This is a genomic window from Synergistaceae bacterium (assembly GCA_021372895.1).
Lineage (GTDB): Bacteria > Synergistota > Synergistia > Synergistales > Synergistaceae > JAJFTP01.
Window position 1 is genome coordinate 1 of the sequence record JAJFTP010000003.1, and the last position, 24,367, is coordinate 24,367.

21 protein-coding genes and 1 tRNA gene are annotated in these 24,367 nt (G+C 49.8%); 8 read left to right on the top strand and 14 right to left on the bottom strand.

Features of this window, described 5'->3' with window-relative positions; translation table 11 throughout:
• Positions 1-70: 70 nt before the first annotated feature.
• The 4 genes from LLF78_00310 to tnpB form a co-directional block, all read right to left on the bottom strand.
• Positions 71-156, bottom strand: a tRNA-Leu gene (locus tag LLF78_00310).
• A gap of 28 nt (positions 157-184) precedes the next feature.
• Complete coding sequence (locus LLF78_00315) at positions 185-862, bottom strand: endonuclease III (GenBank protein ID MCE5200944.1); 678 nt, start codon at positions 860-862, stop codon at positions 185-187.
• Positions 859-3,396 (bottom strand): AAA family ATPase, encoded by a 2,538-nt coding sequence (locus LLF78_00320; protein MCE5200945.1) that lies wholly within the window; start codon positions 3,394-3,396, stop codon positions 859-861. The genes LLF78_00315 and LLF78_00320 overlap by 4 nt, the downstream gene beginning before the upstream one ends.
• Positions 3,397-3,456: 60 nt before the next feature.
• Entirely contained in the window at positions 3,457-3,711 is a 255-nt protein-coding gene (tnpB, locus tag LLF78_00325; protein ID MCE5200946.1) for an IS66 family insertion sequence element accessory protein TnpB, read from the bottom strand.
• A gap of 43 nt (positions 3,712-3,754) precedes the next feature.
• Between tnpB and LLF78_00330 the strand changes: the two genes are divergently transcribed.
• From LLF78_00330 to LLF78_00350, 5 genes are all read left to right on the top strand, one after another.
• The gene (locus LLF78_00330) at positions 3,755-3,919 is read left to right on the top strand and encodes a hypothetical protein (GenBank protein MCE5200947.1); all 165 of its coding nucleotides are present in this window, start codon (positions 3,755-3,757) and stop codon (positions 3,917-3,919) included.
• A 351-nt stretch (positions 3,920-4,270) separates the two neighbouring features.
• A complete protein-coding gene (locus tag LLF78_00335; protein ID MCE5200948.1) occupies positions 4,271-7,366 on the top strand; it encodes an efflux RND transporter permease subunit in 3,096 nt (1,031 codons plus the stop codon).
• 20 nt (positions 7,367-7,386) lie between these two features.
• On the top strand, positions 7,387-8,685 hold the full coding sequence (locus tag LLF78_00340) for a TolC family protein (GenBank protein MCE5200949.1): 1,299 nt from the start codon (positions 7,387-7,389) through the stop codon (positions 8,683-8,685).
• Between the two features lie 2 nt (positions 8,686-8,687).
• Positions 8,688-9,905 carry an efflux RND transporter periplasmic adaptor subunit gene (locus LLF78_00345; GenBank protein ID MCE5200950.1) on the top strand — a complete coding sequence of 406 codons (1,218 nt, stop codon included), beginning with the start codon at positions 8,688-8,690 and terminating at the stop codon, positions 9,903-9,905.
• Between the two features lie 30 nt (positions 9,906-9,935).
• Positions 9,936-10,109 carry a histidine phosphatase family protein gene (locus LLF78_00350; protein MCE5200951.1) on the top strand — a complete coding sequence of 58 codons (174 nt, stop codon included), beginning with the start codon at positions 9,936-9,938 and terminating at the stop codon, positions 10,107-10,109.
• A 113-nt stretch (positions 10,110-10,222) separates the two neighbouring features.
• Here LLF78_00350 and amrS read toward each other — a convergent pair whose 3' ends face one another.
• Both amrS and amrA read right to left on the bottom strand, forming a co-directional pair.
• Positions 10,223-11,098 (bottom strand): AmmeMemoRadiSam system radical SAM enzyme, encoded by an 876-nt coding sequence (amrS, locus tag LLF78_00355; protein ID MCE5200952.1) that lies wholly within the window; start codon positions 11,096-11,098, stop codon positions 10,223-10,225.
• Complete coding sequence (gene amrA, locus LLF78_00360; GenBank protein MCE5200953.1) at positions 11,046-12,440, bottom strand: AmmeMemoRadiSam system protein A; 1,395 nt, start codon at positions 12,438-12,440, stop codon at positions 11,046-11,048. The genes amrS and amrA overlap by 53 nt, the downstream gene beginning before the upstream one ends.
• Before the next feature lie 229 nt (positions 12,441-12,669).
• Between amrA and LLF78_00365 the strand changes: the two genes are divergently transcribed.
• Together LLF78_00365 and LLF78_00370 are read left to right on the top strand one after the other, a co-directional pair.
• The gene (locus LLF78_00365) at positions 12,670-13,449 is read left to right on the top strand and encodes an HAD-IC family P-type ATPase (GenBank protein MCE5200954.1); all 780 of its coding nucleotides are present in this window, start codon (positions 12,670-12,672) and stop codon (positions 13,447-13,449) included.
• Positions 13,419-15,203 carry an HAD-IC family P-type ATPase gene (locus LLF78_00370; protein ID MCE5200955.1) on the top strand — a complete coding sequence of 595 codons (1,785 nt, stop codon included), beginning with the start codon at positions 13,419-13,421 and terminating at the stop codon, positions 15,201-15,203. Before LLF78_00365 ends, LLF78_00370 begins: the two co-directional genes overlap by 31 nt.
• 236 nt (positions 15,204-15,439) lie before the next feature.
• Here LLF78_00370 and LLF78_00375 read toward each other — a convergent pair whose 3' ends face one another.
• Positions 15,440-15,769 (bottom strand): hypothetical protein, encoded by a 330-nt coding sequence (locus tag LLF78_00375; protein ID MCE5200956.1) that lies wholly within the window; start codon positions 15,767-15,769, stop codon positions 15,440-15,442.
• A gap of 276 nt (positions 15,770-16,045) precedes the next feature.
• Between LLF78_00375 and LLF78_00380 the strand changes: the two genes are divergently transcribed.
• Positions 16,046-17,224 carry an MFS transporter gene (locus LLF78_00380; GenBank protein MCE5200957.1) on the top strand — a complete coding sequence of 393 codons (1,179 nt, stop codon included), beginning with the start codon at positions 16,046-16,048 and terminating at the stop codon, positions 17,222-17,224.
• A gap of 88 nt (positions 17,225-17,312) precedes the next feature.
• On the opposite strand, the gene purE is transcribed toward LLF78_00380, so the two are convergent.
• Genes purE through LLF78_00415 form a run of 7 tightly spaced genes read right to left on the bottom strand, consistent with a single transcriptional unit; the run spans position 17,313 to position 24,348 of the window.
• A complete protein-coding gene (gene purE / locus LLF78_00385; protein ID MCE5200958.1) occupies positions 17,313-17,831 on the bottom strand; it encodes a 5-(carboxyamino)imidazole ribonucleotide mutase in 519 nt (172 codons plus the stop codon).
• Positions 17,831-19,111 (bottom strand): phosphoribosylamine--glycine ligase, encoded by a 1,281-nt coding sequence (purD, locus tag LLF78_00390; GenBank protein MCE5200959.1) that lies wholly within the window; start codon positions 19,109-19,111, stop codon positions 17,831-17,833. Before purD ends, purE begins: the two co-directional genes overlap by 1 nt.
• Positions 19,112-19,129: 18 nt before the next feature.
• Positions 19,130-20,656, bottom strand: coding sequence for a bifunctional phosphoribosylaminoimidazolecarboxamide formyltransferase/IMP cyclohydrolase (purH, locus tag LLF78_00395; GenBank protein ID MCE5200960.1), 1,527 nt, complete (start codon positions 20,654-20,656; stop codon positions 19,130-19,132).
• A 4-nt stretch (positions 20,657-20,660) separates the two neighbouring features.
• Positions 20,661-21,260 carry a phosphoribosylglycinamide formyltransferase gene (gene purN, locus LLF78_00400; protein MCE5200961.1) on the bottom strand — a complete coding sequence of 200 codons (600 nt, stop codon included), beginning with the start codon at positions 21,258-21,260 and terminating at the stop codon, positions 20,661-20,663.
• A complete protein-coding gene (purM, locus tag LLF78_00405) occupies positions 21,242-22,258 on the bottom strand; it encodes a phosphoribosylformylglycinamidine cyclo-ligase (GenBank protein MCE5200962.1) in 1,017 nt (338 codons plus the stop codon). The genes purN and purM overlap by 19 nt, the downstream gene beginning before the upstream one ends.
• Before the next feature lie 2 nt (positions 22,259-22,260).
• Positions 22,261-23,634, bottom strand: coding sequence for an amidophosphoribosyltransferase (gene purF, locus LLF78_00410; protein MCE5200963.1), 1,374 nt, complete (start codon positions 23,632-23,634; stop codon positions 22,261-22,263).
• Between the two features lie 6 nt (positions 23,635-23,640).
• Complete coding sequence (locus LLF78_00415) at positions 23,641-24,348, bottom strand: phosphoribosylaminoimidazolesuccinocarboxamide synthase (GenBank protein MCE5200964.1); 708 nt, start codon at positions 24,346-24,348, stop codon at positions 23,641-23,643.
• Between the last annotated feature and the right edge of the window lie 19 nt (positions 24,349-24,367).

Here is a 24,367-nt window from a genome sequence, read left to right on the forward strand (position 1 = left end):
GCGACCTTCGGGTTATGAGCCCGACGAGCTGCCGTGCTGCTCCACCCCGCGATGCCAAATGTTAAGGTGCTGGTGCCGAGAGCGGGATTCGAACCCGCACGAACTTGCGTTCGCAGGATTTTAAGTCCCGTGCGTCTACCGTTCCGCCATCCCGGCCAACAGAAGGTATTATAGCAACAACAGGCTATCCGTCAAGGCCTTTTAAAAAGTTGCACCATTTGCTTATCGAACATTCCCTGCAAACGGGTTTTCTCGCATGGCATATTTCCCTGCCATGCCTGATGATATTGAGGTGCGCCCCGCGGAAACGCGACGGAGGAAGGACCCCCTCAAGGTATTCCTGTATCTTGTCCGGCGGCATTTTTTCCGGTACCCACCCAAGCCTGCGGCTTATCCTGGCCACATGTGTATCAACTGGGAATGCAGGCATGTCGAGGTCAAAAACCAGCACACACGCTGCGGTCTTTAAGCCAACACCTGGAAGCGAAACGAGAAACTCTCTGGCTTCCACAGCATCCCACCCGGCAAGTTTTTTTATTGAATAGCTGCCGAATTTTTCATTGAGAATCTCAAGTATCAATTTCATATGTTTTGCCTTTGTATCCCCAAGACCAGCTGTGCGTATCACATCCGCTATGTTCTCGACCGTAGCGGCCGCCACCTTCTCCCAAGTAGGATATTCTGCCTTGAGTCGTTCAAATGCCTTATCACGGTTCTTATCGTTGGTGTTCTGAGACAGCAAGGTGAGCATAAGTCCGTCAAGCGGTTCTTCGTGGCGCAACTCCGGAGATGGGGCCTTCTCGTTGCCCCATGTGCGCTCCAACGCGTCAAGTATATCTTTTATGTGCAGCTGTTTCTTCACTGCTCCGTCTCGGGGTAGATTTTTATTTTTTTCCTATCTTTGCCCTTTTTATTGGGCGGGTCAACAATATCCTGCATTTTCTTCTTGTGTCTGTAAGAACGCTCTATCCAGCTTTCCAGACACGATCTCACCCTGCCGTGGATACTGTCCGCAGGATAATCTCCCTTTGCGTCCGGCTCGCCTGCCTTGACACCTGTAAGGATCTCAATGCCTTCATTTATGGTTGCAACACTCCATATACTGAATTTACCTTTTTTAACGGCTTCGATAACCTCATGGCTGAGCATGAGATGCTGTTCATTCTGGTGTGGGATCATAACCCCCTGCTCACCGGTAAGCCCGAAGACCTTGCAGTAACGGAAGAAACCTTCTATCTTTTCGTTGACACCGCCAATAGGCTGGATGTTTCCAAACTGGTCGACGGAACCTGTGACTGCTATGTTCTGCTTGAGTGGCACTCCGGAAAGAGCCGACAGCATGCAGTAGAGTTCTGTTGAAGAGGCGCTGTCTCCCTCTACTCCGCCGTACGTCTGCTCAAAAGTAATACTCGCAGATATTGAAAGCGGGTAGTCCTGTGCATAGGTACGCCCGAGGTAGCTGGAAAGTATGAGAAGCCCTTTATTATGTATCGGGCCGGTCATGCTGACTTCACGCTCTATGTTGACTATGCCTTCCTTACCCATGAATACGTTGGCTGTAATCCTCACTGGGGCACCAAAACTGTGATCGACAAGCTGCGCAACAGTGAGACCGTTTATCTGTCCGATGACTGAACCTTTTGTGTCTATCCTTATTACGCCATCTCTGTATTCATCAAGAACCTTTTCCTCAAGCATATTTGAGCGGAATACCTTCTCGTCTATTGCCTTTATAACATGATTGGCGCCGACAAGTTTTTTGCCCTCGGTCTTAGCCCAGGCAGTAGCTTCTACAAGTATTTCTCCTATTTTATTGAACTGCGTGCACATCCTGTTCTGGTTTTCGACAAGGCGCGAAGCCCACTCAATAATCTCAGCCACCGCAGCAGCAGTAAAGTTAAGTTTCCCCTCATGAACAACAAATCCAGCAATAAACTGTGCGACCTGCTTCTCTGCCTCCGGCGTTCTCAGCATATCAGTATCAAAATCAGCCTTAATTTTGAATATTTTCTGGAACTCAGGGTCATATATATTAAGCAAGTAATAAAGGTATGGCGTCCCGACAACTACAACCTTCATATCTATCGGGATGGCCTCAGGCCGAAGAGAAGATACGGGAACATATCCCAGCTGCTCTCCGAGATTTTCTATAGTCAGTTCCCTGCAGCGAAGTACACGTTTCAGCGCATCCCACGACATGAACTGACGAAGCAGTTCTTCTGCTTCCAGAAGCAGGAATCCGCCGTTTGCCCTGTGCATAGCTCCGGGAGTGATCCTGCGAAAGTCAGTGTAAAGGTTGCCTTGTCGACTTTCATATTCGACTTTACCCACCAGGTTATAGTAGATAGGGTTCATCTCACGTATGACGGGTGCGCCGTCATTCGGATTGTTGCATACGAACGCATTGACCTCATAGCGAGAGAAGTCCACCTCTGCGGACTCATCGCGTGCAGCAGCAAGGAACATGCTGAAGTTCGCCACAATATCCTCAGTTAGATCGTCGATCCATGCCCCTAATTTCTTGTTAGGCATAAACTTTGCCCTGAACTCGGAGATTATCGGTTCTATAGCGTTACGGCATATCTGTCCTTCCAACTCGCTTATTTTTTCTTTAAGGTCTTTCTCTCGCTCACGTATCATACGCAAAGTCTCCAATGTCTTCTGAGATATTTCTTCGGAGGCCTTCTGAAGCACTTCCTGTTCCTCTACGGAGAGTTTTTCAAATTCCTCTTGCTGCATCTCCCGTAGTACTGGTTCCGCTGGCTTTGCATCCGGAGCATCTGCCTGCTGTTTAGTCTCCGCCGAGGATTCTTCCTCGTTTTTTACGGGTGGTGCAAAGATCAAAGGTAAATTTACAAAACCCTGTGGCGTACGCTTGATGGCAAATTTCCTGGATTCGGCCCATTTACGCAGTTCTTCCATGAGACGGTTGACCTCTTCCTGAAACACTTTGACAAGCTGAGCTTTATTGTCCTCAAACTCGTTGTTGTCAAACGCCTTCGCCAACGCCGACTGCAGATCTTCTATAACTGTCTCCGCATCCTTGGCAAGGTCTTTGCCTTTGCCGGCTGGAAGGTTTATTGCAAGAGGGATGCCGGACTCGTCAAAATTATAGACATATACCCAGTCATCGGGCGCAGGCATCGAAACGGCACAACGTTTAAGCTCCTCCATTGCGTAGGATGTCCGCCCGCTTCCGGGCTCTCCTACCACAAAGATATTGTAGCCTTTGCTCTGTACTGAAAGGCCAAAGTTCATTGCATGGACTGCACGCTCCTGTCCTATCAAGCCTTCAAGTTTATCAAGCCCTTTGGTCGTCTTAAAACCAAGAGCATCGATATCAGCACAGCGGCGGAGTTTTGTAACTGTAAGTTTTTTATCTTCTAAAAGGGACATGGTGAGCCTCCTCACATCTTTCAAAAAATGATGGTCATTTTACACACAGACAAACACTTGTCAACGATAAATAAAACAGCTGTTTTGTGCAAGGGGTAATTTACGATATTTATAGCACATACACGCAAGAACTGCATAGCTGTTATATCTATCTGGATTTTTTGTTTGAGTGCGGCTGCAGAAGATGAACATGGCGGACTCATAAGAATCGCAAACATGCTGAAGATTTACAATAGCGGACAGGCCGTCTCTTCCCTTGCGCATATCCGTAGGACCGCAGATCAGATAAATCTGTTTGCCGCTGTGATCGAACATGAAAACTCCCCCTTGCTGTTAAGTTACGGGGGAGTTTAGACGTTTGATGTTATTTGGGACAGGTACGGATAGTTTGACGCTTACCATAGAAGCAAGAAACCAGTGTGATGACAGGACAATAGGAGAATTATTCTATCGTTACTGTCAGGAACTTGAGGACATAAGATTCTCTGAAGCATTGTTGCTTCTCCTTGCAAGACTTATTTAAATGCTAAAAGAAACAAAATCCATTAAAAACAAGTAGCAGGAGAAGATAACAGAATCATTCCTGAATGCTTTGCCAGGCTACCTGAGGTGTCAATTGCTATTATGTGCGTGACCTATATGGATTTTTCAACGCCTCATGAAATGCCATCACAGCCGGGAATGGAAATAAAGGCGGCGCGGGGCTGCGTTTTATTTTCGTAGCAAGGTTCAAACTATGTTTTTGTACTGGGAAAGTTGAGTGAGTTATTATAAAATTGAGCTGTATCTTACGCATAACACAAAAAATACACAATTTAGGGTTATAGTATCGATGTTCGGCATGATCAAAACTTAACATAAGGATGAAATATATATGAAAATTATTGAAGTCTCTCTACGAAGACCGGTTACGGTCCTTATCTGCACAATAGCTCTGATCATATTCGGGTCCTATTCATACATGAATATGGGCGTAGAGCGAATGCCAAACGTCGAATTCCCCATCGTTGTGGTGAGAACGATAATGGAGGGCGCTAGCCCGGCAATTATCGACAACGATGTTACAGACGTGCTTGAGGCAAGGATAAACACGATAGAGGGCATCAAAAGCCTCAGCTCAAGCAGCTACGAAGGCCGTTCGATAATCGTCATCGAGTTCGACCTGGACAGGGACGTGGATGACGCGGCCGCTGATGTCCGGGGTAAAGTCAGCATGGCGGCCGGACGTCTTCCTGATGACGCGGATACCCCTCAGGTCGATAAATACGATCCGGCTGACAGACCGATCATGAATGTTGCAGTCAAAAACGACGGCAGGACTGACATGAAAACGCTTGCCAGGTACGTTGACAAAGTCGTCACGGAACGCCTGCAGACTGTCAAGGGCGTCGGCGGAGTCCAGCTTGCCGGCTTCCGTGACAGGGAGATAAGGATATGGATAAATACTGACAGCCTGGAAGCCTACAACATAACGGCAAAAGAGATAAAATCGGCGATCTACACAAAACATGTTGAGCTTCCGGCCGGACGAATAGAGACAGCTACCAAAGAATACGGGATCAGGCTTGAAGGGGAGTATTCCTCTGTCGCTGAACTTGAATACCTTCCGATCGCTGTAAGGAACGGTGCGGTCATAAGGCTCAGGGACGTTGCAAGGATCGAAGATGGCCTTGAGGACAAACGGAGCGGCGCCATTTATGAGGGCAGGCCTACTGTAATGGTCCAGATCCGCAAGCAGAAGGGAGCAAACGAGGTCCTTCTCTCACGCATGGTCAACGAGAGGATAAAGGAGCTCAACCAGACCGCTCCGCCGGGGACCAGCCTTGCAGTCATGCAGGACAACGCTAAATTCATCATGCGTTCGATGAACGGGGTCTTCTGGGACATATTGGCCTCGATAATGCTCACATCCATGATAATGTTCATCTTCCTTAAAACGATAAGGGCAACGATAGTTGCTGTCATCACCATTCCCGTCTGTCTTCTGGGAAGCCTTTCGGTCCTTTACTGGATGGGAATAACAATTAACAACATGTCCATGATGGGACTTTCTCTGTCGGTTGGAATGGTCGTTGACGCTACCACTGTCGTAATGGAAAACATAACGAGGCACCGTGACATGGGCAAGACTCCATACAGAGCGGCGCAGGACGGAGGAGGAGAGGTCGCTTTCGCAGTACTGGCAGGAGCAGCTACAACTCTTGCAGTATTCGTCCCCGTAGCCTTCATGGGCGGCATAATGGGACGTTTTTTCAACTCTTTCGGCGTTACTGTCGCTACGACTATAACCATATCACTGATAATATCGCTCACTCTTACCCCGTATCTCTGCTCAAGGATCCTCGGAAAAAAAATAGAAGGTCCTGTGCAGAAAAAACTGGAAAAACCATTTGTATGGATAGAGGATAAATACAGCGGAGTATTAAAATATGCAGTGACTCACCGTAAATCAGTGCTTATCGGAGCCCTTGCCCTTTTCCTCCTCGGTATAGGATTCGCATTGACCCTCGGAACTGAATTTTTCCCAAGCGAAGACCAGGGACGGCTGAGGGTCCAGATAGAGCTGCCGGCTGATTCATCCCTTGAAATGACCGAAAGCGTCGTAAAAGACATGGTCGACATGATACAGGCTGACGAGAGAGTCGCTTACACTTACGGGATAGTGGGCAGCGGCGGAGGCGAAGAGGTCTACAAAGCCTCCATAAACATGGAACTCATAGACAGGGGCAGCAGGCCTGCTGCGAGCGTGGTGATGAAACAGCTGCGCGGTAAGCTCTCTGTATTCCGGGATGTCGACATAAAAATGGGGACATGGGGCGGATCAGACATAACCCTAGTCATCCAGGGACCAACAAGCGAGGCCCTGGCGGAGATCGGTGAACTTATAAAAAAAGACCTGGCAGAAAATGCAAGAGGACTTGTTGACATAACGACAGACCTTCAGATGAACAAGCCAAGGATAAACCTGTCACTGAACCGCGCACTCGCAGATGACCTCAACATCAACATAAGGGATCTCTCCGATGAGCTTCTCACCTGGTTCGGGGGAGACGATGCAGGTTCTTTCAACCAGGACGGGTACAGGTATGACATAAGAGTCCGGGCTGAAGGAAGCGGAAGGGACGATCCTGAAAAACTGAAAAACACGCTCGTCAGGACAAACGACGGGCAGCTGATAAGGGCAGAAGGGCTTTTATCAAGCTCTATAGGTATGTCGCCGAACGTAATAAAACGCTACAACAGACAGAGGTCGCTCCAGCTCGGAGCCAATGTCGAAGGCGTCTCTCCAGGCGAGGGCATCCTGATCATGGAGGAAATGTTCAGGAAGTACGCCCCTCAGGACGGGACATTTACCATCACACCCGCAGGGGATTCAGAAAACATGAAGGAAAGCTTCTACTATATGTCCATTGCCCTCGTCTTTGCCATAATACTTGTCTACATGGTAATGGCCATACAGTTCGAATCTTTTATCCATCCATTCACAGTTATGTTCTCTCTTCCCCTGATGACTGCGGGGTCCTTCGGACTCCTGGCACTGGCGGGGCTCAGGATAAGCGTAATGAGCTTCATGGGTATAATCCTGCTTGTTGGAGTCGTAGTTAATAACGCAATACTGCTGGTCGATTTTATTAATCAGCTGAGGGCAAAAGGAATGAATAAGATAGAAGCAGTGCTGGAAGCGGGACCGCTCCGTCTGAGGGCTATCCTGATGACCACCGTTTCAACAATGTTCGGTTCCTTGCCTGTCGCACTGGCTCTCAGCGAGGGAGGAGAGACGCGGCAGCCTATGTCGGTAGCAGTTATCGGGGGCCTTTTCACCTCGACCATGCTGACACTCATCGTTATCCCTGTTGTATACCTCCTGCTCGACGACATAAAAGACAAGGCAAGCGCAGCAATAAACAGATACCGCGCTTACAGACGCTTCAACAGAACTGCTCAGTCAAGGGCGCTTAACTCCAAATAGAGGAGCGTGACAAACATAACATGACAAAAAAGAAAATGATCCTTTTCAGCATAGCTCTCGCCCTGTTCCTTACAGCTTCAGGAAGAAGTGCAGAGGCCGATGCCGTCGACATATATGAGGCTATCGAACTGACACTGGCAAATAATTCCGGTCTGAAATCTTTGAGGCAGGAGACGATAAAGGCATACGCCTTCCAGATCCAGGCTGACGGAACACTCCTTCCAAGCCTTTCTGCAAACGCATATCTGGACAGGCAGAAGGAGAGCACTACAAATGACGGGGAGAGAAACGACAACAAAGGCGCGAGGGCTACCCTCGAACAGGTCGTTTACTCCGGAGGCAAAAATTCCGCGATAAGAAGCCAGTCAAAACAGGTGAATAATATCGCAGGGATGATAATAGCAAACGGAGAAAACAGCGCTGTCGGAGAGATCTATGCAAGGTTTTACAATGTGCTTCTCCAGCGTGAAAGGATAAAGGCGGAGGAGTCTGCTATGAATACATCCGAGCAGCACCTCAAAGAGGTCAGTAAGATGAGGGAACTCGGACTGGCAAACAGCCTCGAGGTGATAAGGGCAGAACAGCTGCTTGCGACCAACACGGCTAACCTGAGCACTGCGAAGGGGCTTTATGAGTCAGCTCACATATCATTAATGAACTACATGGGCATCCCTCCCGAGAAAAGGCGTCAGGTGACAGGCGAGCTCAGCGTTCCTGAAGCGGAGGGCTCCAGGCAGACATCACTTGAGATGGCACAGGCAAACAGAGCTGACCTTAAAAAACTTGAGGAGCAGCTTGGATACCAGAAAAACCAGATATTGATCGAAAAAAGCGGTACAAGGCCCCAAATAACATTTGGAGCATCCGCAGGATATTTAAACCCATATCTCAAGGATGACAGAGGCGACGACACGTGGATGGCGGAACTGTCCGTCACAGTTCCCATCTTTGACAGAAACACCGCCCGTGGAAATGCAATAAGGGCGGGAGCTGTACTCGAACAGGACAAGATAGCACTCGAACAGAAGGAACTGGATATAAAATCAGAGGTTGAAACTGCATGGACAGAGATCGAGAGCACCCTGAACCATCTGAAGGCTTCGGAGAAGGCCCTTGAGCTGGCAAAGGAATCCCTCCGGCTTGCTGAAGTCGGCTTCCGTGAAGGGGTAACACCCCAGCTGGACCTGCTGAATGCCCAAACTTCGCTGACCTCTGCAAGGCTTGATCATGCACGTTCGCAGTACAACCACCTTCTTGCAATAGTTGCATTAAAAGTTACTGAAGGTACCGTCATAGAATGGACCGGGGAGAGAAAATGACCATGACTGACAAAAACAACTATGGCACTTATTCAAAGAGGATATCAGACAAAAAGAGGCTGATGATCATAGTCGCTGCGGCAGTCATACTGCTGGCGGCAATAGGGATATTCAGCAGGAGAGAAGCTCTCTTCTCACAGTCCTCAAACGGGAACGGCAAGCAGGCGGCGGCTGTGAAGATAGAAACGGTCAAAGCAGACAAGACCGTCAGGGAGAACATAGTACAGAACACCTCCATAGATGCGGTTGACAGGGTAGAACTGCTTCCGAGGGTGACAGGAAGACTCGAGAAACTCCACGTAAGGCAGGGGGACCGGGTCAGTAAGGGGCAGATAATAGCTACCCTCGAACACGACCAGCAGGACGCCCTGATAGGATCAGTACGTGCCCAGGCGGCATCGGCAAAAGCCGACACCGAAAGAGCAAAAGCTGAGATGATGAACGCAAAGACGACCCTTGACAGGTACGAGAGGCTCGTCAAGGAAGGATTCAGTACCCAGCAGCAGTATGATTCCGTAGAGACAGCTTACTCAAGCGCCAGGGCTTCCTACAACGCGGCGATCGCAAAGGAAAGGCAGACTGCCGCGGAGCTGGAGCGGGTAAGTTCGGCAAAAGCGGACTATATCATAGTCGCTCCTATAGACGGCACAGTGCTTAATGATTTTTCACTTACTACAGGCGCAATGATATCCCCTAATTCGCCGATAATGGATATTGCCGATCTGAGCAGGTTAAAAGCCACACTGAAAGTGCCTGAGTCAAAAATTTTTGTTGTAAAAAGCGGCATGCCTGTATTTCTTAAATTCGACGCTCTTCCGGATAAAGAGTTTGTTGGAAAAGTGACAAGGGTGGACCAGTATGTAGACCCCTCAACCAGGACCAGCAATGTAGATATCGAACTGGACAACAGAGAGACAGGCGGACAGCTGAGGCCGGGGATGTTCGGACAGGCTTCTATAGTGGAAAGAGAGATCAAAAATGCGGTGCTCATACCGGAAAACGCTCTCCATGAAAGTGAGACGGGATATTATGTATTGCTTGAAGAGGAAGGAACTGCGAAACTCCGTGTCGTTTCAACAGGCACAAGGCAGGGACCCCTGATCCACATCACAGAGGGACTAAAGCCGGGCGACAGGGTTATAATCTTCGGCGGAAGCACCCTTAATGACGGAGACAAGGTCACTGTGAGCGGAGAAAATAATAATAAGGATAACCCTTAATAGGAGGCATCTTGGATATAGAGGATAGTATTGCTCAGACACGGGGAAAGTGAATGGAACAAAGAGAACCGGTCCACGGGATGGACAGACGTTCCGCTTTCTGAAAAAGGACTCCTCGAAGCGCGGTCCGCAGGCAATGTCCTGAAGGAAAAGGGCTTCTCGCTTTTGACAAAGCATATACATCTGTTCTCAAAAGAGCCATAAAGACACTCTGGTGCGTACTTGAAGAGATGGACCTGATGTGGATCCCTGTAGAGAACTCGTGGATGGTTTGACGCTTACCTCCCTGTAAATAGTCCGGATGCAGAATTTATTTCCTATACATTTCCAAGCAGTACTGTATCTAGGTTTCTCTTTGCTGTTACATAAAGTTCACGGAGGACCTGAATATCTGTGGGACCCCTGTCCAGCATATTTCTGCACGGGAAAAATCTTGTTATATGCAGAGGAATAGACCTGTCCACGCCGGCAATCCAGGCTGAAAGCTCGTTCATTTCATCCGCAGAATCGTTCTCGCATGGTACGATCAACGTCGTTATCTCGACATGAGCATGCTTTGCAGCTGTAACAATAAACTCCTTCACAGCGGCAAGATCGCCACCAAGCTTGCGGTAATACTCTTCGGTAATGCCTTTTAAATCAATATTGTAAGCATCTATCCATGGCAGGACTTCCTCCAGGACCTCCGGCATTACACAACCATTGGTCACCGCCACGTTTTTCATGCCACGCTTTCTTACCTCGATGGCTGTGTCACGGACATACTCATAGCCTATCATCGGTTCGTTATAGGTGAAGGCCACACCAATATTGCCATCAGGTTTTAACACTTCTGCCTGCTCAGCAAGCACGCCAGGAGACACATATTTTGTCTGCACCTGTTTTTCCGAGGCCATCGAGATTGAGTAGTTCTGGCAGAAGGGGCAGTTCATATTGCAGCCGAAGCTGCCGACGGACAGAATCATGCTGCCGGGATAAAACTTTGCAAGCGGTTTTTTCTCGATCGGATCCAGTGCTATTGAGGTCAGCCTGCCATAATTTATGGAGACGCTTCTGCCGTTTTCATTTTTTCTTGCTCTGCAGAAACCGGTCTGGCCTTCCTTCAGGCTGCAGTGGTGTATACATACAGGGCATCTCATTTTAATAATGCCGTACCACTTCAAAACGTTGCAGCCGGACATCCTCTCCGTCACGGATGCCTGCCTTCTGTTTTGCTATGGAAATTTGTTCTTCAACCGTATCCACACCGTCAAGATCTGGCAGCAGCAAACCGCGCTTGTGTCCGCTTGAGACTATTACTCCGTATCTCTTCACGTCAAGCTGTTTCGGGGAATCTATATCCTCCGGCTGTCCCAGCACGTCAACGCTGTAGACAAGTTCATCCAACTCGGCGGGGGAGACAGGATCAAAGCGCGGATCCTGGGTGGATGCACTTATCGCATTCCTGATGATCTCCTCAGCAATACAGTTTGTTGTCGGTGCTATTGTGCCGATGCAGCCGCGAAGCTGTCCATTCTTTTTCAGGGAGACAAAGGTTCCCGCACGTTTCGCAAGTAATTCATCCGGCAGGTCGTCAGGGACATCTATAATTTTGCCATGCAGTATATAGGATTCCACAGCTTTCCGTGCAAGGTGTACGTATGGATCTTCAGATCCTTTCCCCGCTTTTATATCTTGCTTTTGTTTTTTGAGGTACAGGTCAAGAAACTTTCTGTTTGCGTCCGGTTTTTCAGGCAAGAAGACACATACTCCGTATCCCACCCCGAACGGTCCCTCATATGAGAGTTTCTCTGCACGGACAGACACACCGTCGAAGCATCCGGCCATTATCATAAATGACCTGTGTCCGCATTCGCCGGCTTTTTTGCAGAATGACTCCGAAAAATCAAACAGTTCTCCAAAAGCCGCCCGGCTCATAACATCCATGATGCGTCTGTCATAAACAGGACCCTCTTCGCGATAGCCGTAAGGTCCGTCTTCTTTGAGTACGTGTGACAGATCTCCGCTGGCTACTATCCCTACCTTGCGGTCAAGCAGTTCCGCCGTTTTCTGTATAAGCATTCCTAGCCTGTAGTGTTCTGACAAAGGCTGTCCCGACAGACCTATGCGCAGGATCCTGCATTTGATGCTGCCGCCATACGCCTGTTGTATAAAATACAGGGGTACCATTGTCCCGTGATCCAGCTTTTTATCCCGCTCACCGAGAGTGCCCGCCGATAATCCGCTCAGTTCTGCCTGCCGGCTGAGCTCGGCTGCAAACTTGGCATCGTAGTCCACCTCAAACCGCACACTTCCCGCACCGAAGCTGTCGAAACTTCCTCTGGCAGATATACCTGGCGAGATATGGAAATAATCTGAGTACATTAAGCTGTGCGGGGAAATCACTATAATTGTCTCAGGCCCTAGCTCCACGAGCATACTTGCAGCCCTGCCGCAGCTGTTGATGGTATCCTGTATTGCACGCTCCTGTCCCTTACCTACCTCCGGAATGATCAGCGGAGGATGCGGGACCATTATCGCTGACTGTACTGCCATAAAGACCGCCTCCTGTTCAATTACGCTATCATATATGAGATATGCGGGTACTGCCATTTCTATAATTGTACACATATAACCGTATTTTTGCCAGAATTGGAAGACATGCATAATTTTTTTTTGAATATAACTTGTGAGAAACCTGGCCTCTTGATATATACTACGAACTACCAACATCTTAAAAAAAGGCTATTAGTCAAGTTTTATTGGGGTGGAAAGGTGAGAAAAGATGTCCGATAATCAGAATTTTTGGAATACACAAGCAGCGGTTCTCCTTAGGGAACTAAAAACCAGCACGGAAGGTCTCTCGTCGGCTGAAGCGCAAAAAAGGCTGGCAGTTTACGGGGCGAACACTATTAAAAACGAGCATAGCACCAACACCCTTTCTCTGCTTCTATCTCAGTTTAAAAGCCCTATAATTCTGATCTTATTGGCTGCGACAGGAATTTCTGTCTATATGGGCAATACTGTAGATGCTTCAATTATTTTAGTTATAGTTCTTATAAGCGGTCTGCTGGGTTTCTGGCAGGAATTCAGCGCCGGCACTGCTATGGCAAAGCTGCTTGAATTGGTGCAGATCAAAGCGACCGTACTGCGTGATTCAAAAGAAGAAGAGATAAGCGTAGAGGCCATAGTCCCCGGAGATATAATAATGCTGAAGGCCGGGGACATGGTTCCAGGAGACTGCCTTATATGTGAATCAGTCTCGATGTTTGTAGACGAAGCCGCATTGACGGGGGAGAGCTATCCGGTTCCAAAAGAACCAGGAATATTGCCGGTAGAGACTGTACTCAGCAAAAGAAGCAACTGCCTGTGGATGGGGACTCATGTTATAAGCGGACAGGGCAAGGCCGTAGTGATACAGACAGGAAAAAAGACACAGTTTGGCGGCATATCTGAACAGGTGAAGCTAAGGCCTCCTGAGACAGAATTTGAACGCGGCATCAGGCAATTTGGTCATTTTCTGATGTTGATAACATTGTTGCTTGTTTTTTCATTTTTGCTGTGAATATAATCTTAAAAAAACCGATACTGGACTCTTTTATGTTTTCTCTTGCTTTGGCTGTAGGCCTCACTCCGCAGCTGCTTCCGGCGATAATAAGCGTGAATCTCGCCCGCGGCAGCAAGGTCATGTCAGAGATGAAAGTCATCGTCAAACGCCTGTCCTCAATTGAAAATCTTGGAAGCATGAATGTACTGTGCTCCGATAAGACCGGCACTTTGACAGAAGGTGTTGTTAAACTGCAGGAGACGGCTGATTTTTCAGGTGCCCATAGTGACAGGGTATTCACTTATGCCTACCTGAATGCTTTTTTTGAATCCGGGTTTATCAACCCTATCGACGCTGCCATCAGAAACTTCAAAGCTCCTGATATAACGGCTTTTACAAAGACAGGTGAGGAACCCTATGATTTTATGCGTAAGAGGCTCAGCATCATGGTCTCGCATAAAGAGGGCGATATTGAAAATAAAAATATTATTATAACCAAGGGTGCGTTTGACAAGATAATAGAAGTCTGCACTAAGGCTGAAGCTGCAGATGGCAGCATCGTTGATCTGGAAAGTCTCAGGGATGACCTGCATGCTAAATATCTGGATTACAGCAATGCCGGTTACCGCACCTTGGGCCTCTGCTATAAAGAAAAGGATGTTGATCAGGCTTTTGACCGGACGCAGGAAAAAGATATGGTATTTTTGGGATTTATCACGTTGTACGACCCTCCAAAGCAGGGTGTATCGGAAACGATAAAAGCTCTCAAGCAACTCGGCATATCGCTTAAAATTATTACCGGTGATAATCAGTACGTGGCAAAAAATATGATTAAACTTATAGGGCTGCCGGGAGCAAAAATTATGACAGGTGCTGAGCTTAGTGCAACAAGCGACATGGCCCTCATACACAAAGCCAACAAGGTCAGCGTGTTCGCCGAAGTGGAGCCCAATCAGAAGGAGCGCATAATTTTAGCGCTGAAAAAGACAGGCAACGTCGTTGGCTACATGGGCGATGGCATTAACGATGTATCCGCGCTTCATGACGCCGATGTGAGCATTTCTGTCGACAGCGCGGTTGATGTTGCGAAGGGTGCGGCTGATATCGTGTTGCTCGAGAAGGACCTTAATGTTCTGCGTGAGGGGGTAATAATTGGCAGGAAGACATTTGCCAATACCATGAAATATGTCTATATGGCTACGAGCGCCAATTTTGGTAATATGTTCAGCATGGCAGGTGCATCCATGATCATGCCCATTTTGCCACTGCTGCCGAAGCAGGTGCTGCTTACAAACCTGATGACCGATTTTCCGGAAATGACGATAGCTACTGACAGTGTAGACAGCGAAAGCATCAAGAGGCCCCATCGCTGGGATATCACGTTTATCAGGAAGTTTATGCTTATTTTTGGTTTGGTGAGCTCCATTTTTGATTATATTACATTCGGAGTTTTGATGTATATCGTAAAAGCCTCTGATGTCCAGTTCAGAACAGGCTGGTTCACGGAATCTGTAATTTCGGCAGCACTTATTGTACTTGTCATCAGAAGCAGGCGGCCTTTTATGAAATCCAGGCCCAGCAGGCAGCTGACAATTGCCACTATCGTGGTAGCAGCGGCAACACTTATACTGCCATATACGCCGCTTGCCGGGTTGCTGGAAGTTGTACCTCTGTCAGCTAATGTATATGTGTATTTGTTTATAATAATTACAATATATATCATAACAACCGAATTTATTAAAAAAATATTTTATAAATTAGTCAAATCTTAACAGTCCTAACAGTGATAAGGGTAAAGAGAGAAAACCGGGATGTAATAGGTATGGTACGGATAACTGAGAAGATCCATTATTTCTACGACGGCAAGTGGCAGAACATAAAATCGATATATAGCAACATTCGCAGCAGACCTTCTGATCCTTCCAAAATCGACTGAAGGTGCTTGTTGATAAAAAAATAGGGACTCCCGTCGGGGGCCCCTATTTTTTTATCAGTTGTCAGACGGATATTACCACTTGCCTTTGCTTACATGGCTTGCGATCTCGGTCTTGCTTCTCTGCTTGATCACTGTTGCTTCTTCTGCTGCCTGCTTGAAGAGCGCTACACAGGGAGGATCAAGGTTGATCTCTATTCCCTCTTCTGCAAGCTTCTTAACTTTGTTGGCAAGCATTACTATCTCCATGTGGATGTCGTTTGTTCTGACTGACATGAGGACTTTCTTTGCTTCTTCTTCCGTGAGAGCCGTGAACTTATCTTTTTCTGCTCCGCATTTGGGGCATTTTCCGGGTGCTTCGGGTCCTTCATGGATGTAACCGCATACCGAACATTTCCACAACATAATATCTACCTCCCGTGTATTTTAGTAAAGGATTCTTTCCAAGGTGCATTTGATGTTTTGCCAAGATGAAAAGACAAACTGCCAAATATTTAAGGCAGTTATGATTATACCACAAAAAGCCTTGTTTTTAATTATTATAAATTTCAGATAATTTTTTCGCTGATTTATATGGATAAAAATGAAAACTATGAATAATGGGATTATAGTTTCTTATGGTTTTTGTGGTATAACTTTTCTGTAAACATCATTTTTTGTATACACGTGGGGGTGTTGCATTTGTCTGAAAGCCGTTTGAAAATATTTATCGGCATTACCTCCGCAGCAGCTATATCTATGCTGGGAGTAGGCATAGTCGCGTCGGGGCTGCCGGCAAGAGTGATAACACTTTCAGGGGGGGATGCCTCCCTTGTCGGACTTCTGGCTTCAAGTTTCGCCCTTCCTTACATCTTTCTTCAGGTACCTTTAGGAAACCTCTCTGACCGCTACGGATTCAAGCCTTTTCTGCTCTTTGGCTACTTGCTATCGACAGTCTCAGGCATTATTTATTACTTTGCCGACTCACCCATGCCGATATTCATCGGGCGCGCAGTCCAGGGAGCGGGGGAGATCCCTGTCTGGGCAACGGCGCCAGCGATAATCTCAATAGCATATCCGGACCATAAGGGGAAAATGATAGGAATATACACAGCTGCAGCATATATCATGCTCTCAGTCGGACCGCTCCTTGTCCCGAGCATGCCCGGCATTTTCGGGGAAAGGGGAGGCTTTCTCCTTTTCAGTTCATTATGTTTTCTGGCTTTCCTGATAGTTTTCTTTACCCAGAAGAACAGGAGGGCTGAGCCTGGAAGCAAAAAGGATCCTTTTGAGATCAAAAAAGCCGTCGAGCTTCTCTCCGATGTCCCTGTAAGGATAGTGCTGCTTGGGATCTTCCTCTACGGCTGCGGTCAGGGGCTCCTCTTCAGCATAGCCCCCGGATGGCTTGTAACTGCCAGACAGTACGGCGCGATGGACATAGGCATCCTCTTTTCTGCATATTACCTTTTCATAGCCGGCGCACAGTTTTTTTACGGTCCTCTCTCTGACAGGTATGGAAGGGAGATCTTCATGATAATGGGGCTTACCTGTTCCGCCCTCTCATGGGCGCTTTTCCCATACACAGGAAAGCTCTTTGCCACTTTGCTGCTCGGCATCTCCGCGGGATCCCTGGGGGGCTTTTTCGTCTCCTCCATGGCATTTCTCAACGAAAAAGCTCCGGACAGCCTTAAAGGGACCATTTCAGGATCCTATTATCTTTTCTGGGGCATGGGGTATTTTCTGGGACCGATAATGTGGGGAGTTTTCGGATCGATGCTCGGAATGCAAAAGAGCTTTTTCGCCTTCAGTGCTTTCCTTCTTTTGGCCGCAGCGACGATTTATATTATATGGCGAAAAGGATCACGAGTCAGATCTGTTTAGCGGTACTTGGCTTGGCGTATCTAAGACCGGTCCGGCCGCAGGGAGTACATGCGGCCGGACTGTAAATGGTGCATGGTAAGCGTGAGGATCAACGGTATGCTTCCGGTGGTGCGGCCGGCAGTGTATCAAGTTTTGCCCTGCTGTCCGTTACCTGCCGTGCTGCTTTTATGATCCACTCATCCAGCCTCTCTGAGAGATATGTGTCGTGTGTCGCTATTATGCGCGCAGCCATAAGGCATGCATTTTTTGCGCCGTTGAGTCCCATTGAAGCGACGGGAACGCCTGGCGGCATCTGTGTTATGGAGAGGAGCGCGTCGAGTCCGTCGAGCGCCCCTCCTTTGACGGGGACGCCGATGACAGGCAGGGTTGTTGCGGCGGCGACGACTCCCGGAAGTGCCGCAGAAAGCCCTGCTATCGCGATGATGACCTCTATGCCGCGGGCTTTTGCGTTCCTGGCGTATTTTGCGACATCGTCCGGTGTACGGTGCGCTGATGCGATAGCGACCTCAAACGGGATATTGAGCTCTTCAAGTACGGAAGTGCCTTTTTCTGCTATAGGGATGTCAGACGCAGAGCCCATAATGATCCCAACTATTGGCGATGGCATTATTTGCAAGCCCCCTTCAGTGATTTGTCTCCAATGTCATTTCTGTAATGGGCATTCAGGAAATGGACCGTTTTGACTCGTTTATACGCGAGATCCCGGGCTGCCTGCAGGGTGTCTGCAATGCCTACAACGGTGAATACCCGCCCCCCCGATGTCACCAGATCCCCGTTAGCATCGAAAGATGTGCCCGCATGGTAGACATATGTGTCAGGGATATCTTCCTGGAGAAATGTTATCTTAACGCCCGTCTCATATTTATCGGGATATCCGCCGGAAGCCATTACGACGCCCAGTGCATACCGCCTGGGATCCGGCCATTCGACTTTTGCCAGATCGCCTTTACAGCAGGCAAGGATCACTTCTCCGAAGTCGCCTTCGAATACAGGCAAAACCACCTGTGCCTCAGGGTCTCCGAGGCGTACGTTGTATTCTAGCACCGACAGAGAGCCGTCGGGCTTTACCATTAAGCCTGCGTATATGATCCCGCAGAATGGGATCCCGTCGCTTTTGAGTCCGTTTAACGTAGGCATCATGACTTTGTCGCTTATCTTTTTCAAAAAAGCTTCGTCTACCCATGGGACGGGGGAATAGGCGCCCATTCCCCCAGTGTTGTTTCCCTTGTCTCCGTCCAGCGCGCGCTTATGGTCCTGGCTTGAAGGGAGTATCCGGACGGTCTCGCCGTCCGTGACGGCAAGTACCGTCATTTCCTGCCCTTCGACGAAATCTTCTATCACTATTGTCCTGCCTGCAGGGCCGAGGAGCATATCTTCGAGCATGATACTGCATACCGTCATGGCATCTTCAAATGTGTCAGTGAGGAAGGCGCCCTTGCCAGCCGCAAGTCCGTCAGCTTTTACGACGTATGGTGCGCTGCGTTTTTCAAGCGCCCTGCGACAGGCATCCATGTTATTGCAGCAGTCGAAGGCGGATGTAGGTATCCCGTGCCTTACCATAAACTGCTTTGAAAATGCCTTGCTCCCTTCGAGCTGTGCTCCGAGTTTCCCGGGCCCCATGACGAGTATACCGGCTTTCCTGAGAGCATCTGCTGTACCTGCGACAAGAGGGGCTTCCGGTCCCACGAACACCAGGTCTATCCCAAGCCTCCTGCAAAGCGCTGTCATCTCTCCGGGTTTGCATGGGTCGCCGTCGTGGCATACCGCGAGCTTTGCTATTCCGGGATTGCCGGGGCAGCAGTGGATCTGAGTCACTATGTTTGATTTTGAGAATGCGTGGACTACGGCATGTTCCCTGCCGCCTCCGCCGAGCACCATAACTTTCATTGCAGCATACCTATACCCTTAGTGCCTGAACGTGCGGCTTCCGCCGACGAACATGCTTATGCCGAGTTCTTCGGCACGTTTTGCGACTTCATTGTCACGGATCGAACCGCCGGGCTGAATGACTGCGATCACGCCCTCTTTTGCCGCAAGCTCTATTGAGTCCGGGAATGGGAAGAACGCATCGGAAGCAAGCACAGCCCCTTTAGCCTTAGCGCCGGCGAGCCTGAGCGCATAGGCCGCGGCATCAACTCTGTTCGTGAAGCCTCCGCCTATTCCTACAGCAGCGCCGTCCCTGACGAGCACGATAGAGTTGCTCTTAGTTATCGCGGCAGTTTTCCATGCAAAGATGATATCATCCCAGCATTCGGGTCTTGGTGTCCCGACCCATTTGCCGCAGTTCTGTTCCGGAAGGGGAGGAAGGATGTCCTCCTGTACCAGGAATCCGCAGCGGTTGCCTGTAATCTGGAGCCTCGGGGCGTAGCCCGGCGTGATCGTCAGTACGCGCAGGTTCGGTTTTTTTTCTGAGAAATATTTTATAACTCCCTCGGCGTATGCCGGAGCGGCTACGATTTCAAAGAATGTCTCGGTGATGGCATGGACCGTCTCCATATCTACGCGGCGGGTGAACCCGATGATGCCTCCGAATGCTGAGACGGGGTCGCATTCGAGTGCCTTGCGGAATGCCTTGGCAGGAGTGTCTGCGTGTGCAGTGCCGCAGGGCGTCGTGTGCTTGACTATGGTGCATGCGCATAGATCCTGGAATATGGAACAGCCGCGAAGCAAGGTATCAAGGTCGAGCAGATTGTTGTATGAGAGCTCTTTGCCTGAGTGCTGTTCAAACGGCTGTCCCTCAAGCGGCGGCAGGAACAGTGCCGCATGCTGATGGGGGTTCTCCCCGTAGCGTAGATCCTGTACCTTTCGCAGCGGCAGGATCTTGTCATCGTCGGTATCGTCAGCAACGCCGATCTCCGTGCATAGTCCCTTGTATATGGTGGCGTCGTATGAGGCAGTCACGCGGAATGCCTTAAGAGCCAGCTCCTGTTTGAATTCCATTGTGAACTCCTGTTTCTTCTCAAGTTCCTCAAGGACGCGCGGGTAGTCTGCGATATCAGTGATCACTGCTACGTGATAGTAGTTTTTTGCGCCTGCGCGAATAAGAGATACTCCGCCTATGTCTATTTTTTCTATCAGCTGGTCGAGGTCGGCGCCGCTCTTTGCAGTCTCTTCAAATGGATACAGGGTGCATACGACGACGTCGATGAGAGGTATATTGAATTTTTTGCGGTCCTCGTCATCCTGGGCAAGTCCGCGGCGAGCTAGGATACCTCCCATTACCGCCGGATGGAGTGTCTTTACTCTCCCGCCGAGTATCGCTGGGAGCCCTGTCATCTCGACGACTTCAGTCACCTTTACTCCGCCTTCTTCAAGGTGCTTTGCTGTGCCGGAGCTTGAGACTATCTCATACCCGTGAGCCGCGAGCCCCTTTGCAAGCTCCAGAATCCCCGTCTTATCCCATACGGAAATAAGCGCTTTCCTGGTTTCCATCAGATCATTCCTCTCCTTTGGCAATAGTTATCGGATTCTCCTCTAAAAATTTTTTGAGGGCTGCCTTATAGATTTTGTGTTCGGCTGCATGTATGCGTTCTTCAAGTGTTTCGATCGTGTCGTCTGGCTTTCTCTCCACTTTTACCTGTGCGAGTATCGGGCCGTGGTCGACTTCTTCATCTACGATGTGGACTGTGACTCCTGTCTCTGTGACACCGGCATCCCAGGCGTCCTTTATCCCGTTAGCTCCGGGGAAGGAAGGAAGAAGCGACGGGTGGATGTTTATGATCCTTCCTTCAAACCGCCTCACAAATCCAGGCGAGAGAACACGCATGAAGCCAGCAAGGACTATCCAGTCCGTATGTGTTTCCTCTATTGCATTTGCTATGGATTTTTCTGCAGCTTGCCGTCCATCCTTGTCATAGAAGAAGACCCGCGTCGGCGCTCCCAGTGCGGCGGCAGTTTTCAGTCCCTTTGCGTCTATACGGTCGCTCCCTACAAATGATACCTGGGCGGGAAGCTCTCCGGTGATGCATGCCTTAAGAAGGGCTTCCATGTTTGTTCCTGTGCCTGATATAAGTATCGCTATGCGCGGGACGTACATTTTATCACCCTTCCTATCACAGTCGGCTTTTCGCCGGTTTGGGCCAGCGCGGCCGTAAGCACGCCAAGATCTGCCGGCCTGATGATGAAGACATAGCCGATGCCGAGGTTGAATACCCTGCGCATCTCTTCTTCTTCGATCCCGGCGCTCTGGATAAGGTCGAATATCTTTGGGCGTTCCCACGATCCGTAGTCTATATCTATATCCAGCCCCTTCGGTATGACGCGTATTATGTTGCCGTATATACCGCCTCCGGTTATGTGCGCCATTCCATTTATTTTGTCGGTCTCAGCCGCGGCAAGAGCCGGCTTCACATAGAGTTTTGTCGGCCGCATGACTGCTGCCGCCAGTTTTTCATCCCAGCCGTCCGGTACCGAGTTAAGGTCAATATCGAGCCCTTCCGCGCCGAGAGCCTTACGGACCAGGCTGTAGCCGTTGCTGTGGATGCCGGAGCTGCTTAACCCTGCTATGATGTCGCCGTCTTTGATCGCACTTCCGTCTATTATTTTATCCTCATCGACAATGCCTGCCGAGAAGCCCGCCAGGTCGAATCCGTCTGTGCCGTAAACCCCCGGCATTTCTGCCGTCTCTCCCCCCAGAAGCGTGCAGAGGCTTTCTTCACATGCGTCCAGCACCCCTTCAAGTATATCTTTGAGCACATGTATGTCCAGCCTGCCGCATGCCGCGTAGTCCAGAAAGAACAACGGGCGCGCCCCGCCGGTCACAAGGTCGTTTACGTTCATTGCGACCAGGTCCTGTCCAAGCCCGCGGTATATGCCTGTCGCCTTTGCAAGTTCAAGTTTTGTCCCTACGCCGTCGCAGCAGGCAGCGATGCACTTCCCGCCGCCGATGCGGTAGATCCCGGCGAAGCCGCCGACGCCGCCGACTGAATGCGGGTCTTTAGGGTGCGCCGCGATAAGGCCTTTGATCGTTTCGACCCATGCGTCACCTGCTGAGATGCTGACCCCGGCTTTATCGTAACTGAGTTTTTCACCCATGATCATGAACCCTCTTTCGTCCCATTTTTTGAGGGGAGATACTTACCAGTGAAACATGCCGTGCATAGCTGCTCTTCCGGAAATCCGACAGACGCGGCGAGATCTTCGTTGGAGAGATAACCGAGCGAGTCTGCGCCGATTTTTTTACGAAGCTCTTCCATTGTCATATTTGCCGCAGCCAGCGGTTCATCTTTTCTTGTGTCTATCCCGTATCTGCATGGATAAAGGACCGGGGGGGAAGCGATGCGCAGATGTACCTCCGCCGCGCCTGAGCCGCGTATCATAGATACGATCTGCTCCGCCGTCGTGCCCCTGATTATGGAATCGTCAATTAAGACGGTCTTTTTGCCGCCGAAGACCTCTGATATAGGGTTCAACTTAATTCTGACGCCGAGCTCCCTGACTTTCTGGGTCGGCTGTATGAACGTGCGCCCGACGTAGCGATTTCTCACTATCGCCATTTCAAGCGGTGTTTTTGATTCCTGTGCGTAGCCTATTGCGGCGGTCGTGCCGCTGTCAGGCAGCCCGACCGCCAGTTCTGCCCCCTGGCAGGGAGATGTCAGAGCAAGACGTCTGCCCATCTCCTTGCGCGCCCCGTATACGGAACGGCCGTCGATAATGCTGTCCGGACGCGCCGTATACACATATTCAAACGAGCATCTCATGCTGCGGCATGGAGCGCTGTGCTGTATCCTGAGGCTTCTCATGCCCCTGTCGTCTATAACCAGTATCTCTCCGGGTTCGACATCGCGCAGCAGCTTTGCGCCTACTATGTCGAGCGCGCATGATTCCGATGCCACATAGAATGTCCCGTTGTTCTCCCCGACAGCGAGGGGTTTGAATCCCCACGGGTCGCGGGCCGCCACGAGGCAGTTCTCAAGGAGGACCACAAGGCCGTATGAGCCTTCTGTCCTGCGAAGTGCGTCCACAAGCGCATCGAGCGGCTGCATGTGCGACTTTTGCGCCATGAGGTGCAGGATAGCTTCGGAGTCAGTAGCGGAATGAAATATCGCGCCTCGGGACTCAAGCTGTTTTGTGAGTTCCGGCAGATTTGTGATATGCCCGTCATGTGACACCGCGGCAGGGCCGCGGGCGTAATTTGCGCCGATCGGCAGCACGTTATGGGGCTGGGAACCGACTATGGGCGCGTAGCGCACATGCCCTATGGCGCAGTGGGCGGTCTCCTCGGAGAGCTCCTGCTGATCTATGGCGTTGTGCAAAAGTCCCATCCCGCGGGCGGAGGCTATCCTGCCGCATTCTATCCAGGCTATTCCCGCAGACTCCTGTCCCCTGTGCTGGAGCGCATAGAGGCCGAGGTAGACCTCTTCTAGCACCTTCCTGCCCGATGTGCTGTAAGCTCCGAAAACACCGCTCATATCGTTTTACGCCGATATCCTCTTCCATATCTCTTCGTAGGCTCCCAGGACGTTGCCGAGGTCCTTGCGAAAACGGTCCTTGTCAAGGCGGTCGCCGGTGGAGCTGTCCCAGAAGCGGCATGTGTCGGGAGATATCTCATCCGCAAGCATGAGTTTACCGGACGGGTCCTTTCCGAATTCAAGCTTGAAGTCGACTAAAATTATGCCTCTTTCGGAGAAAAATTCACCGAGCGCCTTATTGACGCGGAGCGATATGTCCTTGATCTTTGCTATGTCATCCTCCGTGGCCCAGCCGAAGAGGATCGCGTGGTCCTCCAGGATCAAAGGGTCGCCGAGCTCGTCATTCTTGTAGCAGAATTCGATCAGCGGACGGGGGAGTTTCATGCCCTCTTTAACTCCGAGGCGTTTGCATAGGGATCCGGTCGTGATGTTACGGACGATGACCTCTATGGGTACTATTTTTACGCGTTTGACGACTTGATGTGTGTCGTCTGTCTGACGCACGAAGTGTGATTCGACGCCCTTGGATGCGAGGTACTCAAACAGCTTGGAGCTGATTTTATTGTTAAGCTGTCCCTTGCCGCTCATAGTTGCCTTCTTCTCTCCGTTGAACGCGGTGAAACTGTCCTTATATTCAACGATGACGAGATCCGGGTCCTCTGTGGTGAATAACTTCTTTGCCTTGCCTTCGTAGATGAGATCCTTCTTTGTAATTTCCATAATAGCGCACCTC